The sequence below is a fragment of the Lysobacter gummosus genome (assembly GCF_001442805.1).
In the GTDB taxonomy this organism is placed as follows: domain Bacteria; phylum Pseudomonadota; class Gammaproteobacteria; order Xanthomonadales; family Xanthomonadaceae; genus Lysobacter; species Lysobacter gummosus.
Map to the genome: position 1 here is coordinate 3955492 of NZ_CP011131.1, position 17164 is coordinate 3972655.

At 62.8% G+C, this 17164-nt stretch carries 19 protein-coding genes and 1 tRNA gene; 17 read left to right on the forward strand and 3 right to left on the reverse strand.

Annotated elements, in window-relative coordinates; genetic code table 11:
• The first annotated feature begins 2 nt into the window (after positions 1-2).
• The 11 genes from LG3211_RS16210 (at position 3) to LG3211_RS26820 (ending at position 8761) form a co-directional block, all read left to right on the forward strand.
• Positions 3-632: a hypothetical protein gene (locus LG3211_RS16210; RefSeq protein WP_057943741.1), complete on the forward strand. Its 630-nt coding sequence runs from the start codon at positions 3-5 to the stop codon at positions 630-632.
• Positions 633-710: 78 nt separating this feature from the next.
• Positions 711-1283, forward strand: a complete 573-nt coding sequence (locus LG3211_RS16215) for a phage baseplate assembly protein V (protein WP_057943742.1) — start codon at positions 711-713, stop codon at positions 1281-1283.
• The gene (locus LG3211_RS16220) at positions 1280-1636 is read left to right on the forward strand and encodes a GPW/gp25 family protein (protein ID WP_057943743.1); all 357 of its coding nucleotides are present in this window, start codon (positions 1280-1282) and stop codon (positions 1634-1636) included. Before LG3211_RS16215 ends, LG3211_RS16220 begins: the two co-directional genes overlap by 4 nt.
• Before the next feature lie 18 nt (positions 1637-1654).
• Positions 1655-2821, forward strand: coding sequence for a phage tail sheath protein (locus tag LG3211_RS16225; RefSeq protein ID WP_057943744.1), 1167 nt, complete (start codon positions 1655-1657; stop codon positions 2819-2821).
• 22 nt (positions 2822-2843) lie between these two features.
• Entirely contained in the window at positions 2844-3356 is a 513-nt protein-coding gene (locus LG3211_RS16230) for a phage major tail tube protein (RefSeq protein ID WP_057943745.1), read from the forward strand.
• Positions 3357-3410: 54 nt separating this feature from the next.
• Entirely contained in the window at positions 3411-3749 is a 339-nt protein-coding gene (locus LG3211_RS16235; RefSeq protein WP_083512587.1) for a phage tail assembly protein, read from the forward strand.
• Positions 3750-3799: 50 nt separating this feature from the next.
• Positions 3800-3874 (forward strand): GpE family phage tail protein, encoded by a 75-nt coding sequence (locus LG3211_RS27480; RefSeq protein WP_425479974.1) that lies wholly within the window; start codon positions 3800-3802, stop codon positions 3872-3874.
• Positions 3871-6837, forward strand: coding sequence for a phage tail tape measure protein (locus LG3211_RS16240; RefSeq protein WP_057943746.1), 2967 nt, complete (start codon positions 3871-3873; stop codon positions 6835-6837). The genes LG3211_RS27480 and LG3211_RS16240 overlap by 4 nt, the downstream gene beginning before the upstream one ends.
• Before the next feature lie 3 nt (positions 6838-6840).
• Positions 6841-7248 carry a phage tail protein gene (locus LG3211_RS16245; protein WP_057943747.1) on the forward strand — a complete coding sequence of 136 codons (408 nt, stop codon included), beginning with the start codon at positions 6841-6843 and terminating at the stop codon, positions 7246-7248.
• Positions 7245-8237, forward strand: a complete 993-nt coding sequence (locus LG3211_RS16250; RefSeq protein WP_057943748.1) for a phage late control D family protein — start codon at positions 7245-7247, stop codon at positions 8235-8237. Before LG3211_RS16245 ends, LG3211_RS16250 begins: the two co-directional genes overlap by 4 nt.
• A gap of 122 nt (positions 8238-8359) precedes the next feature.
• On the forward strand, positions 8360-8761 hold the full coding sequence (locus LG3211_RS26820; protein WP_148648963.1) for a hypothetical protein: 402 nt from the start codon (positions 8360-8362) through the stop codon (positions 8759-8761).
• Between the two features lie 50 nt (positions 8762-8811).
• On the opposite strand, the gene LG3211_RS24960 is transcribed toward LG3211_RS26820, so the two are convergent.
• The gene (locus LG3211_RS24960; protein WP_187313035.1) at positions 8812-9243 is read right to left on the reverse strand and encodes a helix-turn-helix domain-containing protein; all 432 of its coding nucleotides are present in this window, start codon (positions 9241-9243) and stop codon (positions 8812-8814) included.
• A gap of 145 nt (positions 9244-9388) precedes the next feature.
• Between LG3211_RS24960 and LG3211_RS27485 the strand changes: the two genes are divergently transcribed.
• From LG3211_RS27485 to LG3211_RS16265, 6 genes are all read left to right on the forward strand, one after another.
• Positions 9389-9535, forward strand: coding sequence for a helix-turn-helix domain-containing protein (locus LG3211_RS27485; protein ID WP_425479914.1), 147 nt, complete (start codon positions 9389-9391; stop codon positions 9533-9535).
• Between the two features lie 2 nt (positions 9536-9537).
• Positions 9538-9813, forward strand: a complete 276-nt coding sequence (locus LG3211_RS24970) for an ogr/Delta-like zinc finger family protein (protein WP_082647716.1) — start codon at positions 9538-9540, stop codon at positions 9811-9813.
• Between the two features lie 106 nt (positions 9814-9919).
• Positions 9920-12568, forward strand: a complete 2649-nt coding sequence (locus tag LG3211_RS16255) for a toprim domain-containing protein (protein WP_057943749.1) — start codon at positions 9920-9922, stop codon at positions 12566-12568.
• Positions 12569-12635: 67 nt separating this feature from the next.
• Positions 12636-13256: a hypothetical protein gene (locus tag LG3211_RS16260; RefSeq protein WP_148648964.1), complete on the forward strand. Its 621-nt coding sequence runs from the start codon at positions 12636-12638 to the stop codon at positions 13254-13256.
• A 705-nt stretch (positions 13257-13961) separates the two neighbouring features.
• Positions 13962-14183 (forward strand): hypothetical protein, encoded by a 222-nt coding sequence (locus tag LG3211_RS24980; protein WP_083512592.1) that lies wholly within the window; start codon positions 13962-13964, stop codon positions 14181-14183.
• Positions 14183-15406 (forward strand): site-specific integrase, encoded by a 1224-nt coding sequence (locus LG3211_RS16265; protein WP_057943751.1) that lies wholly within the window; start codon positions 14183-14185, stop codon positions 15404-15406. Before LG3211_RS24980 ends, LG3211_RS16265 begins: the two co-directional genes overlap by 1 nt.
• A 77-nt stretch (positions 15407-15483) precedes the next feature.
• Here LG3211_RS16265 and LG3211_RS16270 read toward each other — a convergent pair.
• Positions 15484-15560: transfer RNA gene (locus LG3211_RS16270), tRNA-Asn, on the reverse strand.
• Between the two features lie 88 nt (positions 15561-15648).
• A complete protein-coding gene (ppnN, locus tag LG3211_RS16275; RefSeq protein WP_057943752.1) occupies positions 15649-17031 on the reverse strand; it encodes a nucleotide 5'-monophosphate nucleosidase PpnN in 1383 nt (460 codons plus the stop codon).
• Positions 17032-17164 lie beyond the last annotated feature (133 nt).

The following is a 17164-nucleotide window of genomic DNA, read 5'->3' on the forward strand; positions in this document are numbered from 1 at the left end:
GCATGGCGACGCTCATCAAGCACCAAGGCCTGCTGTTCGAAGACCTGTTCGACCCGGACATTATGGGTGACGGTCCTGTGGCGGGGCGCTGTTTCCACAACGGCCAGCCGCTGCGATTCGCGCATATCCAGTACGGCAGGAAACGTGCCGACGTGAACTTTCGCGTCAACAACGTGGACGTGTCCAACTTGTGGGCCGCGAAGGGCACGGCGTCGTATATCAGTAGAGGCGGTGTTCCTGACCACATCAGCGATCTTCAGGTGGTGCCACCGACCGGCGGCAGTTCCTCGGCGTTCGTCAGCTTCCGTGCAACGGGTCAAGTCATGTGGACAACTGACGCAGGGGCGCCCGGCGTCGGCACTTGGGCGCCCGGCACCGGAAGCCCCGGCGCCGCGTACGACATCAAGTATCAGAATCTCGGCGTTAGTTCTGGTGGCTCATTGAACGGCGCTGACAACGTTTGGCGGCAGATAAGTTCGGACCAACCTTGCAGCCTAGGAATATTCGCTAGCAACGGCCAATCACGCAGCGCGTCCGCATCAGTCAACGTGCAGATTCGTCGCCGATCCGATGGCGCGATCCTATTGAACTTCAACCTGAACTTCTCTGCTTCTGTCGTAAGCGACGGCTAACCCGAACCGCGCACGTGTAACGCCGTTACACGTGCGCGTTGTCGTGCGCGCGATTCGACCGGCGCCGATCCTGGGGACATGCAAAACAACGCCGACATTCTGCGCAAGATCGCGAACATGATTCGCATCGGCACCATTACCGAAGTCGATTACGGTTCAAAAACCGCACGCGTGTCGTCGGGCGATCTCACAACCGACTTTCTGCCCTGGTGCACGGGCCGCGCGGGCAAGCGCTCGAATTGGTCCCCGCGCAGCGTCGGCGAACAAGTCATCCTCGTTTGCCCGCAAGGCGAGACGACGCGCGCTTTCATTCTCGGATCGCTCTACAGCAAAGCGAACCCGGCGCCCGATGACGGCGAGAACCGCCACGTAAACCGCTACGGCGACGGTGCGGTTATCAGCTACGACGAAGACGCGCACGCCTTGCACGCGACCTTGCCGAGCGGCGGCACGGCCACGCTGTCGGCCGATGGCGGCATCACGCTAAACGGCCCGGTCACCATCAACGGCGCGACCACGATCAACGGCAATGCGTCGATCAAGGGCAAGGCCGAGGCGACCGAGGATGTCGTCGGCGGCGGCGTGAGCCTTGCGACCCATCCGCACAAACTCGTCATGCCCGGCACCGGCCTGTCGGGGCCGCCCGGATGATCGGCACCGACCGCCACACCGGCAAGCGGATCGACGGCGAGGCGCATTTGCGCCAGTCCATCACCGACATTCTGACCACGCCCATCGGCTCGCGCGTTATGCGCCGCGATTACGGCTCGCTGTTGTTCGAGCTGATCGACCAACCCATGAACGAAGCCACCCGCGTGCGCCTGTTCGGCGCGACCGCAACGGCGCTGCAACGGTTTGAGCCGCGCTTTCGCCTGACCCGCGTCGGCCTGTCGCCGGGTGACACGCCGGGATCGGCCCGCCTGGAACTTCAGGGGCAGCGGATCGACGGCGCCGGCCGCCGCGTGCCGGCCTCTCTTTCGCTCCCTCTCCCCATTCGCCTGTAACCCACCCCGGAGTTTCCTTTGGCCGACTATCACCACGGCGTTCGCATTACCGAAGTAAAGGATGGCGCGCGCTCCGTCCGCACCGTCTCCACGTCCGTCATTGGCATGGTTTGCACGTCCAACGACGCCGACGCGTCCGCGTTTCCGCTCAACCGTCCCGTGCTCTTGACCGACGTTCGCAAGGCCATTGCCAAGGCCGGCGTTAACGGCACCTTGCGCCCGGCACTGCAAGCCATCGCCGACCAATGCAGTCCCCTGGTCGTCGTCGTGCGCGTGCCGACCGGCACGGATGATGCGACCACGACCAGCAACGTCATCGGCGGCACCGAGACCGGCAGCTATACCGGCTTGTCCGCACTGCTCGCGGCGCAAGTGCAACTCGGCGTGCGCCCGCGCATTCTCGGCGCGCCCGGCGTCGATACCCAGCCGGTCGCGGTGGCGTTGGCGACCATCGCCCAGAAACTGCGCGGCATGGCCTACGTGAGCGCCGGCACCAGCGCGACCAAGGAAGACGCGGTGTTGTACCGCAAATCGTTCGCGCAGCGCGAAGTGATGATTGTCTGGCCGGACTTTGTGGCGTTCGACACGGTCACCAGCACCGCAAAACCTGCGTTTGCCGTCGCCCGCGCGCTCGGCCTGCGTGCCCGCATCGATCAAGAACAGGGCTGGCACAAAACCCTGTCGAACGTCGCCGTCAATGGCGTCACCGGCCTGTCGCGTGACGTGCATTGGGACTTGCAAGACCCGAACACGGACGCCGGCTACCTCAATGCGGGCGACGTGACGACGCTCATCAACAACAAAGGCCCCCGCTTCTGGGGCTCGCGGACGTGCAGCGATGATCCGCGATTCGCGTTTGAGTCGGCGGTTCGCACCAGCCAAGTCATCGCCGACACCTTCGCCGAACATTGCTTTCCCGACGTCGATAGCCCGCTTACGCCGCAGCGCGTCAAAGACATCATCGAATCGCTGAATGCTCAGTTCCGCGCCTGGAAAAACGGCGGCTACATCCTCGGCGGCAAATGCTGGTTCGACCCCGACGCGAACCCGAAGGAGTCCATTGCCGCAGGCCGCTTGCGCCTTGCCTACGACTACACGCCCGTGCCGCCGATGGAAGACCTGACTTTGGCTGCAACGATCACCGACGAATACATCAACGACTTCGCCAGTCGTTTGAGCGCCTAACCCCTTTCGCCTTGGAGACCACATGGCACTTCCCGCCAAACTCAAAAATTTCGGCGCCTTCATCGACGGTCAAAGCTATCTGGGTTTGGTCAACGAACTGACCCCGCCGCCGCTCAATCGAAAAATGGAGCCATATCGCGGCGGCGGCATGAATGGCGAGGTCGAAATCGATTTCGGCCCCGATGGCCCGATGATCTTCGAATGGAAGTGCGGCGGCTTCGTCCGCGACGCGCTGCGTCAGTACGGCGCGACCCGTCACGATGCGGTGCCGCTGCGCATTGCCGGCGCCTACCAGCGCGACGACACGTCGGAAATTATGGCGGTCGAGTTCGTCTTGCGCGGTCGGCACAAGGAAATCACGTTCGGCACCGTCAAAGCCGGCGACGATACCGAAACCACGTTCAAGACCACGTGCAGCTATTACAAGATCATTGTTAACGGTGTGACCGATATCGAAATCGATTTCATGAACATGATCGAGATCGTCGGCGGTGTGGACCGCCTCGCGCAGCAGCGCGCCGCCATCGGCTACTAACCCCGCGCCCGACGCAAGGTCGGGCGCTGTCTTTCTCTACCGCAAGGAACTCCCATGTCCAAGACCACCCCGGCCGAGATTCAAGCCGCGCAAGCCGATCCTGTCACTAGCGTGGATATCACGCTCGAACAGCCGTTCAAGCGCGGCGACACCCTCGTAACCACTGTGACCGTTCGCCGCCCCGTCTCGGGCGAGCTGCGCGGCCTGTCCATGCTCGACCTGATGCGCATGGAAATTGACGCGGTGCATAAGGTGTTGCCGCGCATCACGCAACCGATGTTGAACAGCTTCGAAGTGGCAAAGCTCGATCCGGCAGACACCGCGCAATTCGGCTTGGCGATTGGCGATTTTTTCGTGACGAAAGCGCAGCGGTCGGGCTCCCTGCCTGCGTAGATGACGCGATGGCCGATATAGCGGTCATCTTCGGTTGGACCCCCGCCGACATGGCGGATTTCTCCCTTTCTGAGTTAGCACAGTGGCGCGAGCGCGCCCGCGTGCGGAGTGGCGTGGACGAATGAGCAACGGCGGCGATTTGGCTTTGAAGGTGCGATTGGATGCGCTCGACCGCGCCAGTGCGCCCATGAAGCGGATCGCCGCCGCCAGCGAAGCCACGGCCCGCGCCTTGCGCGAGACCCAAGGCCGACTCAAGGAACTGGACCGCGCACAGCAGCAGATTGCCGGCTTTCGCCGGCTCAAGAACGAAGCCGATGCGAGCGGCCAAGCGCTCAAGGCGCAGCAGCAGCGACTGGCGGACGTGCGCGCGCAGATGGAACGCTGCGGCGTCGCGAGCAAGACGCTATCGCAGAACTATGCGCGGGCCGAGCGGCAAACCGAAAAGCTCCGGTTCGCGCACATCAACAAACTGCGCGCCCTCAAGGGCGCAAAGGAAGGGCTCGCCGCTGCGGGCATCGAGACCAAACAACTCGGCGACCACGAACGCCGGTTGGCGGCCGAGATGGCGCAGACCAATCAACGCATTGCACAGCAGCGGCAACAACTTGGAAGACTCGCCCAACAGTCCCGGCAGGCGCAGGCGGCGCAGCAGCGCATGGCGAAGACACAGCAGCAGGCGGGCGCGCTGGCCGCTGCGGGCGCGGGCCTGGGCGCGGCGGCCGGCACCCTGGCCGCGCCGCTGGCGTTCGCCATCAAATCCTATGCGTCCTTCGAAGACGCGATGACCGGCGTTGCGCGTCAGGTCAAGGGAGCGCGCGACGAACAAGGGAAGTTGACGCCGCTCTATTACGAGATGGGGCGGGAACTGCAAGCCATGTCCGAGCGCTTGCCCGGCACGGCCGAAGACCTCGCCGCGATCACGGAAGCATCGGCGCGCATGGGCGTTCAGGGCAGAGCGAACCTGATCAAGTTCACCGAGTCGGTCGCGATCATGGCCGATGCCTTCACCATGCCGACCGATGAAATCGGCGAGAGCATGGGCAAGGTCGCCAACCTCTACAAAGTGCCGTTCGACCGCATCAATGAACTCGGTGATGCGCTCAATTACCTTGACGACAACGCGCAGTCGAACGGCCGCGACATTATCGACGTGCTGCAACGCCTGGGCGGCGTCGCCGACAAACTGAACTTCCGGCAGGCCGCTGCGCTGGGCAGTACGTTTCTGTCGCTGGGCAGCGCGCCCGAGGTGGCCGCCAGCGCGGCGAACGCGATGGTGCGCGAGCTGTCTATCGCCACCATGCAGGGAAAGCGCTTCCAGGCCGGATTGCGGGCGCTGGGACTCGACGCGACGCGTTTGCAGCAAGGCATGGTGACCGACTCACAGGGAACGATTCAGGCCGTTCTAGAAGCCGTCAAGCGGTTACCGGCCGAAGATCAATTGACCGTTACGACGCAGTTGTTCGGTAAGGAATTCGGCGACGACGCGTCCAAGCTCGCAAACAACCTTGAGGAGTACCGCAGGCAAATCGCGTTGACCACGGCCGCCGAGCAAAAAGGATCGGCGCTGCGCGAGGCGCAGGCCCGCGCCGGCAACGTGTCCGCGATCTGGGCCAACGCCAAGGATGCCGGCCGCAACCTGGGCGCGGATGCCGGCGCCTTGCTCGCGCCTGATCTGCGCGAGCTGGGCGACCGGTTCAAGAGCCTGACCCAAAGCGCCCGCGTCTGGATCAAGGAAAACCCGGCCTTGGCCGGGGGCCTGGTCAAAGCGGCTGCGGCCGGTGCGGTGCTGCTCGCTGCGCTGGCGGGGCTCGCCCTGGTCCTGGCCGGCATCCTGGCGCCGCTGGCCGTGATCCGCTACGGCTTCACCGCGCTAGGCCCGGCGCTGACGCAGGCGCAAACCACGCTGGGCGGCCTGGGCGCGCGCGTGTTGCCGATGCTCGCAAACGGTGCCCGCATGCTGCTCCCGATCCTGGGCGGCTTGTCTGCGCCGATTCTGGCCGTCATTGCGGTGGTGGCCGTAGCCGCGTTGCTGATCTGGAAATTCTGGACGCCGATCAAGGCGTTTTTCATCGGGCTGTGGGAAGGCTTCACCGCCGCGGTTCGCCCCGCCCTGGCCGAACTGGCGCCGCTGGGCGCGGTGTTGGTCGATGCGCTCTCGCCGCTGCGCCCGTTGTGGGACGGCATCACGGCGGCGTTGTCGGCCGTGTGGGGCGTGGTGCGGGATCTGTTTTCCCCCTTCGAAGCCACGGCCGCGCAACTGGCGGGCGCGACCGAGAACGGCCGCTCGTTCGGCCAAGTGCTGGGCGGCGTGGTCGCCGGGCAGATTCGCGCCGTGGTCGCCCTGGTGACGATGCTGGCAGGCGTGTTGAAAACTGTGGTTGCCTATTCGCCGCTGGCGATGATCGTTTCGAATTGGGGCGCGATCAAAACCTATTTCGCAACGCTCATCGATTCGGTGTTCGGGATCGTGCGCGGCGGCTGGAATGCCGTCGTCGGCATCTTCACGGGCGACGGCCCGCGCCTGCGCGGTGCGCTGGCGTTGCTATGGGAGTCCATCAATTCGGCGCTCATGGGCTGGCCCGCGCGATTCCTGGGCTTCGGCCGCGACATGGTGCAAGGATTGATTAATGGCGTGCTGGGGAGGCTCGACGCGCTCAAATCGACTATGACCGGCGTCGCCGGCAACGTCGCCGGATGGTTCGCCAAGCGGCTCGACATACGCAGCCCATCGCGCGTGTTCGCCAGCTTCGGCGATCACACCATGACCGGACTCGCGGTCGGCTTGGATCGCAGCCAGTCCGCGCCGCTCGACGTGCTGTCGCGCCTGACTAACGGAATGCGCACCGCAGGCGCCGCGCTCGCGATAGGCGCCGCGTCGGCGCCAGCCGTGGCGATCGATCAACGTCCGCCGGTTACGCCGCGCTCCGCTCCGCAGCCTGCCGCAGCATCCGCGCCCATCGTCATCAACATTCACGCCGACAGCAGCACCCGCGCCGAGGATATTGCGGCGGCCGTACGCGTCGAGCTGGCAAAGATCGAGCGCGAGAAATCCGCGCGCCAACGTTCCACCTTCACGGACTACGACTGACTCATGATGATGGCATTGGGTACGTTCGTGTTCTCGCTTCCGACGCTGGCCTATGACCAGTTCCAGCGGAGCACGTCATGGCGCCATCCGGGCTCGGATCGCGTCGGCGCCCGTGCGGCGCGTCAGTACGTCGGGCCGGGCGATGACACCATCCGTCTTTCGGGCCTGATCGCGCCCGACCTGACCGGCACGCCGATATCGCTCGACGTGCTGCGCGGCATGGCGAACACGGGCGAGGTGTTCGCCCTGGTCGAAGGCACCGGCATGGTTTACGGCGGCTTCGTGATTGGCGATCTGAACGAGACGCGCACACTTCTATTTGCCGATGGCGCCGCCCGCCGCATCGAATTCGATATGACGCTGGTTAGGGCCGACGACGACAGCGAACTTGACCAGCGGGGGCGCGCATGAGCCCCGCGCACGCGATCCCCGATTGGCGAGTGACGCTCGACGGTAAAGACCTGACCGACCGGCTACGGCCGCGATTGCTCGACCTGTCGCTTACTGAGGCGCGAGGCGGCGAGGCCGACCAACTCGATTTGCGGATTCACGACCACGACGGCGCAATGGCCTTGCCGCGCCGTGGCGTGGTGCTGTCGATTGCGCTGGGCTGGCGCGGTAGCGGTCTGGTGGACAAAGGCACGTTTACCGTTGATGAGGTGGAGCATTCCGGCTCGCCCGACGTGATTACAATCCGCGCACGCAGCGCCGATCTGACGCGCCCGCTGCGGACTCGACAGGAACGGTCATGGCACGGGGTCACGCTCGGCGCGGTGTTGCGCCAGTTGGCCGGCGAGCATCGCTTGCAGCCACGCATTGCGCCCGCCCTGGCGGCGGTGCCGCTGGCGCATCTGGACCAAAGCGAAAGCGACCTCGCTCTATTGGCACGCCTGGGCCAACGATATGACGCCGTGGCAACCATCAAGGGCGGCAGTCTGCTATTCGCGCCGATTGGCAGCGGCACCACGCCGACCGGCGCGGCCCTGCCGCGCGTCGTCATCGCTCGCGAAAGCGGCGACAGTCATCGCTTCGGCTATGCCGACCGAGACAAGTACAGCGGCGTGCGCGCGTATTGGTCGGATCATGCGGGGGCGAATCGAAAGTCGGTGTTGGTGGGCGAGAGCGCCGACGCCAAACGACTGCGAGAGACCTACGCCAGCGAGGCCGAGGCGCGCGAACAAGCGAACGCGGAATGGGCGCGTGTGCAGCGCGGCGCGGCCACGTTGTCGTACACGCTGGCGATGGGACGCCCGGAGCTATACCCCGAACAGCGCGTGCGCGTGCGCGGGTTCAAACCGGAAATGGACAGCACACCGTGGCTGATCGCGAAGACCACGCACACGATAACCGGCGACGACGGATTTTCGACCGCACTTGATCTTGAGGCGGTTTCGGACTGAACAATTCAGTCCGAGGGAAATTCCTACACCCGCGTAGGCGACAAGTCCGATTGCGCGATGACGACCTTCGCGCGAACGCCTAGGCCATTTCGTGTTGCGAAGGATCGCGACGCATCGACCGCATGGACCTCAAGCGCCGGGGTCCTCTTTCGCTTTCGCATACGCCCCGTGTGTTGCACCGGGGCGGCCTTGCCGTGTTTGCTCATCCGGTTTTTCTGAGTAGGATTATTCCTACACCACAACTCGCAGATACCCGACGCACCGTCGCGGCAATCCTTACTCCGTGTCTCGCGCAATGCGCCGCGATCTGCGCGAGCCTGCCGGGCCTTGCCGCCCCGACATTTGAGAAGGTTGATGCGGTGTTGGCGCGCGGGTTGATCGCTTGTTCGCGTCTCGCTGCGCTGTTCGCTGTCCTGCGCACGCAAACCCCATTGTTTCCATTCGGGTGCGCCCAACAGGTCATTGCGAACCAACCAACTCGCGTCACCGCGCTGATTCGGCAAACCCCAATAAATCGTGACTGACTGCGCACGTACATCATTGACCGTAAGCGATCCGATGTTGACCTCTGGCGTCAGTCCGCCGAGCCCCTTTTTTTGCGCCCGCCCTTGCCGCCGACGTTGTAGGTATTCGCCCCGGTCATGGGACCGTGACTCACATGCGTGACATCACCCGCGATATGAACGCCAGTTCGAGCCGATCCCGACACGCCTAACACGGCTAGTGCGCCCGCCCGCAGGTCATCGGTGGCGCCCCGAAACCGACGAAGCAATTCCTGTTCCTCTGTCGCCAAAGACGCCGCAGGAACGCCGAGAACCACATAACTGATATCGAAGCCGAGGTGAGCGGCGCGCGCTAGATAGCCCGCCGTAGGTTCGCTTCGTCCGGCCTCATAGTTCGCCTGCGTTTTTCTTTCCACGCCTGTAGCCGTTGCTAGATCGATCTGCGACAGGCTGAGTCGTTCACGTTCTTCCTTGAGCCTAGTTCCAATGTCCAAAATATTCACCATAGTTCGTTGACATGAGGAATATTTTTCCCCAAGATGGAGCCTCATCTACAAGAACCTATCGGCATCTTTCGCAATGTCAAATCGATCACGGATTCGGACCCCGGAACAGGCCAAGGCGGCACTCCATCGCCAGGGAATCAGCATGGCTCAGTTCGCCCGCGACAACGACCTAACCACGGCGGCGGTTTACCACGCGCTGTATGGCACGACCAAAGGAAATCGAGGCGAATCGCATCGTGCGGCTGTTGCCCTGGGTCTCAAGCGGAGCGCGGTCGCAGGGAAGCGGTAAGCATGAGTCGCCAACTCACCATGCAATGCGGCCACTGCCGCCACGTCGCGAACGTGCGTTCAAGTCGGGAAATGACCGCGACGTATCGCGAGGTCACTTTTCGATGCACGAACGACATGTGCGGTCATAGCTGGGTTGCCGACTTGATCGCCGTCCGTACTACCTCACCTTCGGCGTGCCCGAATCCCGACGTGCAATTGCCCTTTGCCCGCAATGTCTTGATCCGCACCATCGTTCACCAAATGGAACTTGCGCTCATGGATGCAGCCAATGACTGAGCCTAGCGCCCGCTAGCTGTCCGCGTCTTTCGCGACGCCTCGCTACCTACTGCCATCCCGCACGGCCATTTGGCCGGGCACGGCTTCCTATTGCCCGAAGTAACCCATGCGCAAAGAACTGCAACACGAAATCGTCAAGCGCCTTGAACGGGATTACCAGTTCAAGCGCAAGAGTGACCAGGGTTGGTATCAAAAGGGCAAGTGCCCCGAATGCGGCGAACGTGAGCTATACGCCAACGCATCGGAGCCTGTCGCGCTCAAGTGCGGTCGCGAAAACAACTGCGGTGCCGTCATCTACATCCGCGATATCTATCGCGACTTGTTCGAAAGCTACTCCGACCGCATCAAGACGACCGACGCCGAACCACACGCCGCCGCCGATGCCTATCTGAGAGAGGCGCGGGGCTTCGCGCTTACCCGCCTGCGCGGCCTCTACACGCAGGAACGGCATTACGACCAGGAATTGAGGATCGGCACCGCGACGGTGCGATTTTCGCTTCCTAACGGCAGTTGGTGGGAGCGTTTCATTGATCGCCCCGAACGCTTCGGAAAGCAAAAGGCCAAGTTCGCACCCGGTAAGGATCGAGCCGGCGAATGGTGGCAACTGCCCGATAGCGCGAAGGCGCCTAAACAACTGTGGTTGTCCGAGGGCATCTTTGACGCCTACGCGCTGGAGCTAAACGGCGTCGCGGCCCGTGCGCTTATGTCGTGCAACAACTATCCAGAAATTGCGCTCAAGCGGATACGCGCCGAATGCGAGGCATCCGGCGCCAGTCTGCCGCAGTTGGTGTTTGCGCTTGACGACGACAAGGCCGGGCGCAGCTACGCCCTTCGGTGGGTTCGCCGGGCGCGCACCGAGGGTTGGGCCGCGACCGCCGCCGTCATCCCGAGACAGGGGCGCGACAAGATCGATTGGAACGACGCCCACCAACGCGGAACGCTCACCCCAAAGGATCGCGAAGGGTATTTGTACGAAGGCGCGTTGTTGTGCGCGGAAACGCCGACCGAAAAAGCCCGACTCATCTACAAGCGCACCGAACGCGCCTCGTTTCATTTCGAACACGGCAACAGCATGTATTGGGCCGCCTTCAATGACGCCGCGTACAAAGAGGCCAAAGACAAGCTCGGCGAAGGCGATTCCGATCTATCCGACGAAGAAATACGCGACGAAGCATTGAAGCGTTCGTTTTCCGTGTCGGAGTTCGCGAACTTCAACCCGACCGCGCTCTATTTCCAGTCAAACCGACTCACCAACGAGAGTTGGTATTACTTCCGAATCGCCTTCCCTCATGGCGGCCAGCCCGTCAAAGACACATTCACCGCGACGCAGATCGCGACGGCAAGCGAGTTCAAAAAACGTGCCTACGGGGTTGCCCGTGGCGCGCAATTCAGCGGCACCACTCCCCAACTGGATCGCGTAATGAAAGAAATGCTGTTCAATATCAAGGAAGTCGAGACGATCAATTTCATCGGCTACACCCGCGAACACGGCTGCTACGTGTTCGGCGACGTAGCCGTGAAAGATGGCGTGATCTACAAGCGCAACGACGAAGACTATTTCGACATTGGCAAGCTGTCGATTAAGAGCCTCAATGAGAGCATGGGGCTTGCGCTTAACCTCAAGCGTGAGGAGTACCGCAGCGACTGGCTGAACATGATTTGGGCCTGTTACGGCGTCAAAGGCATGGTGTCGCTAGCCTTCTGGTTCGGAACCTTGTTCGCCGAACAAATCCGAGCGAAACAGCAGAGCCTGCCGTTCCTTGAAATGTCGGGCGAGCCCGGCACCGGAAAATCAACGCTGATCGATTTCCTTTGGAAGCTGGTCGGGCGTACTGGCCACGAGGGCACAGACCCAACCAAATCGACCCTGGCGGGTCGGATGCGTACCTTCACGCAAAGCGCGAATCTTCCCGTCGTACTGATCGAGTCGGATCGCGGCAAGGAAGATGACAACAAACAGAAGCGCTTCGATTGGGACGAAATCAAGCCGCTGTATAACGGGCACGTCGGCCGCGCCATCGGCTTGAAAAATTCGGGCACTGACACTTACGACCCGCCGTTTCGCGGATCGATCCTGATCGAACAGAACGCAGCGGTTAGCGCAAGCAACGCGGTTATGGAACGCATCGTGCATATGACGTTCGACAAGCAGCGGCACAGCGCGGCCAACAAGGCCATCGCAGAACAGCTATCGGGTATCGACGTTTCTGCTGTGTCCGGGTTTGCGCTCATGGCGGCGCAGCGCGAACGCGACGTGATGAAGATCATCACCGAGAACACCAACGACTATTCGAATCAGTTGATGGCCCTGGCCGATATGAAGAACGGCCGACTCGCCAAGAATCACGCGCAAATCATGGCGCTCGTGGACGCGCTGCGTTTAGTTGTCCCGATGACGGACGCGCAATACAGCGAAACGCATAGCGCGCTCATTGGCATGGCGTTGGAACGCCAAGTGGCGATCAACGCGGATCACCCGCACGTGCAAACATTTTGGGAACTGTTCGATTACGTACATGGGGATAGCGAAGGTTCGTCGCTCAATCATCACCGCGACGAGAAACTGATCGCTATCAGCCTAGTGGAACTTGAGGCCCGGCTATCCAAAGCCGGTAGCCGGCTCCCCTGCGACATGACCGAACTAAAACGGCTATTGCGGACCTCACAGGTGCGCAAGTTCGTGGATAACACCGCCATCAATTCGCGAATCAACAACGCAACAAAAAAGTGCTGGGTCTTCCGGCGCGAAGCATAAGAGCGGCCCCGGCGGGAGAGTTACAGCTCTCCCCAAGGCCATCACCACGCAGTAAATGGAGAGAACCATGCACCACAGCACCGAACCGAAGCTGGCAGCGGCAGCACCCCACGCGGATCGCGGCACCGGGACCACTGGAAAGGCTAGCACGCTCGCCCGCGACGAATCGCGATTGGTCGGCAACCTGCGCCGTTCCATCGCCTATTTCGACGCCGCCGACGCGCGTCACCGCGCGGAAGCCGCCGAGAATCGAGCGATGGCAGAAGTTCATCGCGGCAATCCCCTCGCCCCGAGTGCGGATCGCGTTCTTCTGGCTCAAGGCGCCGAAGACCTCGCCAAGCTTTCGGACCGCCGCGCGATTTCGTGCGCAAAACTGGCGGCCGAGTTCCGCGAAAAACTGCCGCAGCCTGATCCGGTCAATATCGAAATCGTGTTGGTCATAGGCCATGACTCGATCCGGCAAACGGCGCGGGTCGCCGGGCACGGTGCCGCAGTCGCACGGACCTGGGCGCGCATCGGCACCGGCACTTGGCGATGCCGCGATCCGCGTTGGGACGATTCCGAAACCGTCCTGGGCGAGGAACTTTGCGAGTACCTCAATTTCATTCCGCTTCCTGAGGACGTGGCGACGGCAATCGCCGCACTAACTTCTGCCCGAGCGTCGGCCAAGGGTGGCGCGCATGACTAAGCCAATCCAACGTTTCATTGTTCGGCTTGCATTTGCCGGTCGCTTCGGCAACACCGCACGGCAGTATGCGCAACGCCGCGAGTTCCGCCGCGCCCTGCTGGCGTGCGGCGTTACAGCCACCGGGCTACGTCGTCTGCAAGGGCCGCAGGCGGTGCGCCGCACTTGGGGGGTCGCATGACCCAACGGCAGATTTCGCATCAAGTCACTTTGCCTACGTGTATCAACGGACACGCGGCCCGCCACATGCACGACCGGCGCACCGCGAGCGCGGGGGGCGGTCATTTGCTGGAATGCGAGTGTCGCCAAACCGTCAAGCGCGCGAGCGTGGGCGACGCATTGCAGGAATGGCTATGGATCAACGCCACGTCACGCCCTCGCGTTCGTCGGGCCGAGCCTTTGACAGTAGAACCGCAGTACGACATGGCGGGCGTTGTGCAGTTCCCTCTAGCGTTTGCGCGAGGGGGCTAACGATGGGTCGAACAATCAATCGCTTCGGCGGCCGGCGCGCTCCTTTGGAGAGCGCGCCGGCCGCGCCCTGGCCCGTCGTCGCCTGTCGCTCCCCGTTGACCGTCTATGCGCGTCGCTGTCATCGCTGCAATGTTGCACGGTCAATCGCGGGTGGACGCGTTCGCGTGCTGTGCGTGTCGGGGTTGTTAGTCAACCGTTTTACGTGCGCCGCGTGCCGCGCCTGATGGATGCAATGTGATGAATGAACGAATCGTCCCCTTTACGACGCTTCAACGCGTGTGCGTGCCTATCGGCCCTCTGCCGCGCACTTTGACGGTACGCCGCTGGGCGGATCGCCTGGGCATTCGCTACAACCACGATGGACGCGGCGGAATCTGGACAACCTTGGATGCGCTCAACGCTGCAATCGGCTTGGGCGTGGCGGCTGACAAGTCGCCAAAAATGGAGGATTTAATCTGATGGGTCGCGGAAGAAAAAGGGGAGTTAATCCCGGCATCCCTTCGCACATCGAACAGGCCGCGCTTCCGCGCGGCCTGTATTGGGGTGAGAACCGATGGTTTTTAGTGGAGCCGCACCCTGATACCGGTCGGCCACGTAAGCGCACAGTCGCTTATGGGAATGCGGTCTTATCTGAACTTCACGCCATCGTTGAAGCGAGCCGCAGTTCCGAACCCATCGGCACTTTGGGCTATGTCTGTCGTAAATTCCGCGAATCCACCGAATACAGAGAACTTTCTCAAGGTACGCGGGACGATTATGACCACCACGCCAACATAGCTTGCGAGTACAAGCTAAGAGATGGCGCTTTGCTATCCGCGATGCCCGTTGATCGTATGTCGGTGCCCGGCATACAGCGATTGATCGAGGCCATAGCCAAGGGACGGGAAGCATCGCCGGGGCAGACCGAAATCGTTGGCCGCCCTTCGACCGCAAACCACGTGCTTCGATTCTTGCGCAGGCTTTTCAATTGGGGAATTCGCATGGGGTACTGCTCCAAGAACCCGGCGCAGGGCGTGCGGCAGGCGAAAGAAAAAGCCGACGCGAAAATGCCCGAACGACAGCCATTCGTCCTAGTGCTGGCCTTCGCGAAGGAACGCGCCGCGTTGCCGCTGCACAGCAAAGGTTCCTGTCCCCCATACATGCCTGCCGTGATGATTCTCGCCTACAACGCTCGCCTGCGCGGGATGGAGGTGACCGAACTGACCGATGCTCATGCTTTGAAGCGCGGCGTTCTGTGCAACCGACTGAAGGGGTCGCGCGACAACGTGACGCGTTGGAACGAGGATATGCGCTGGGCATGGCGATGGCTTCGCGAGTACCGGGCCAAGCGGCAGGAGGCGCACAAGCGGCCGGTTCCGCTTCGTCCGGACCTACGCCCCTTGCTCGTCACACAGACCGGCACGCCATTGGCGCGATCAACGCTCAAAACGGCATGGCAGCGTTTGATCACCGCCGCGATTGAGGCCGGCACCATCACGAAAGCCGAACGGTTCGCGCTACACGGCCTCAAGCATCGCGGAATCACCGACACACGCGGCGGCCGTGCGGTCAAGCAAGACGCTGCCGGGCACGTCTCGCCGCAGATGACGGACCTGTATGACCATGAGGTGATGGAGGTGGACCCGCCAACGGCAGCCGAGGACGAGGAATCGGCGTTCAGCGATGCCCTGGAAACTTGGTGATCAGCTGAATTTTGCCGCCAATTTTGCCGGGGCAAAGAAAAAGGGCCTACGACTGCGTCGTAAGCCCTTCTTTTATTTGGCGCCCGAAGTTGGACTCGAACCAACGACCCCCTGATTAACAGTCAAGTGCTCTAACCGGCTGAGCTATTCGGGCGGGGCTGCATATGATGCTTATTGATCCGGCCGGCGTCAACACTCTGCGATAAAAAAGTGAAAAACGCCGGCGTTTCAGCGGTCGCTGCTCAGGTTACGACGCGATAGCAGGGCTTGTACTCGCCGGCGATCTTCATCCGGCGCTGCTCGACGAAGGCGCGCAGCAGCTCGTCCAGGGACTGCATCATGTCGGTATCGCCGTGGATCTCGAACGGGCCGAATTCCTCGATCCGGCGCATGCCGTCTTCCTTGACGTTGCCGGCGACGATGCCGGAGAACGCGCGACGCAGATCGGCCGCCAGTTCGTGCGGCTTGCGGCCGTGGTGCAGGTCCAGCGCCGCCATCGCCTCGTGGGTCGGGATGAACGGCTGCTGGAACGTCAGCGGGATGTCGATCGACCAGTTGAAGTAGAACGAATCCTTCTGCTCGATCCGGTATTCGCGCACCTTGCGGATGCCGTGCGCCATGCGCTTGGCGACCTGCTCCGGGTTGCCGACGACGATCTCGTAGCGCGAGGTCGCCGCCTCGCCCAGGGTCAGGCGCAGGAACTTGTCGATCTGCTCGAAATACGGCGCCGACGCGGTCGGGCCGGTCAGGATCAGCGGGAACGGCAGTCCGGCGTTTTCCTCGCGCAGCAGGATGCCCAGCAGGTACAGGATCTCCTCGGCCGTGCCGACGCCGCCCGGGAACACGATGATGCCGTGACCCATTCGCACGAAGGCCTCAAGGCGCTTCTCGATGTCCGGCATGATCACCAAGTGATTGACGATCGGGTTCGGCGACTCGGCGGCGATGATGCCCGGCTCGGTGATGCCGATGTAGCGCATGTTGCGCTTGCGTTGCTTGGCGTGGGCGATGGTCGCGCCCTTCATCGGGCCCTTCATCGCGCCCGGGCCGCAGCCGGTGCAGATGTCCAGACCGCGCAGGCCCAGCTCGTAGCCGACCTGCTTGGTGTAGATGTACTCGTCGCGCGAGATCGAGTGGCCGCCCCAGCACACCACCAGGTTCGGGTCGGCCGGGTGCAGGATGCGCGCGTTGCGCAGCAGGCCGAACACCGAATCGGTCAGGCCGTCGCTGCTGGCCAGATCGCGGCCACCGCCCTTGCCCAGCTCGATCGCGGTATAGGCCAGGTCGCGGACCACCGCGAACAGCAGCTCGGCGACGCCACGGATGATGTCGCCATCGACGAAGGCCATCGCCGGCGCGTGGCGCAGATCGATGCGCACGCCGCGGTCCTGCTGGTGGACCTCGATGTCGAAGTCGGGATACAGCTCGCGCGCCGCGCGCGGGTCGTCGGAGGCGCTGCCGCTGGTCAGCACCGCCAGGGCGCAGCGACGCAGCAGGTCGTGCATGCCGGTGGAGGCGTCGCGCAGGCGCGCGACTTCGTCGCGGGACAGAACATCGAGCCCGCCCTTGGGATAGATGCGGGCGTTGACCGTCGGCAGGACGGCCGTTTGAGGGGGTGCGGTCATTGCGTTTTTCTCTGTTTTCTTCATCGATTAGTGGGTTAGGACTCTAGCAGCTTGCTATGTGACTGCGGCGCTCGGCCGCCCTGCGGGCCGGTCCGCGGCCGTGCCGCCCCACCCTGCCCGGGGGGGGCCGGCG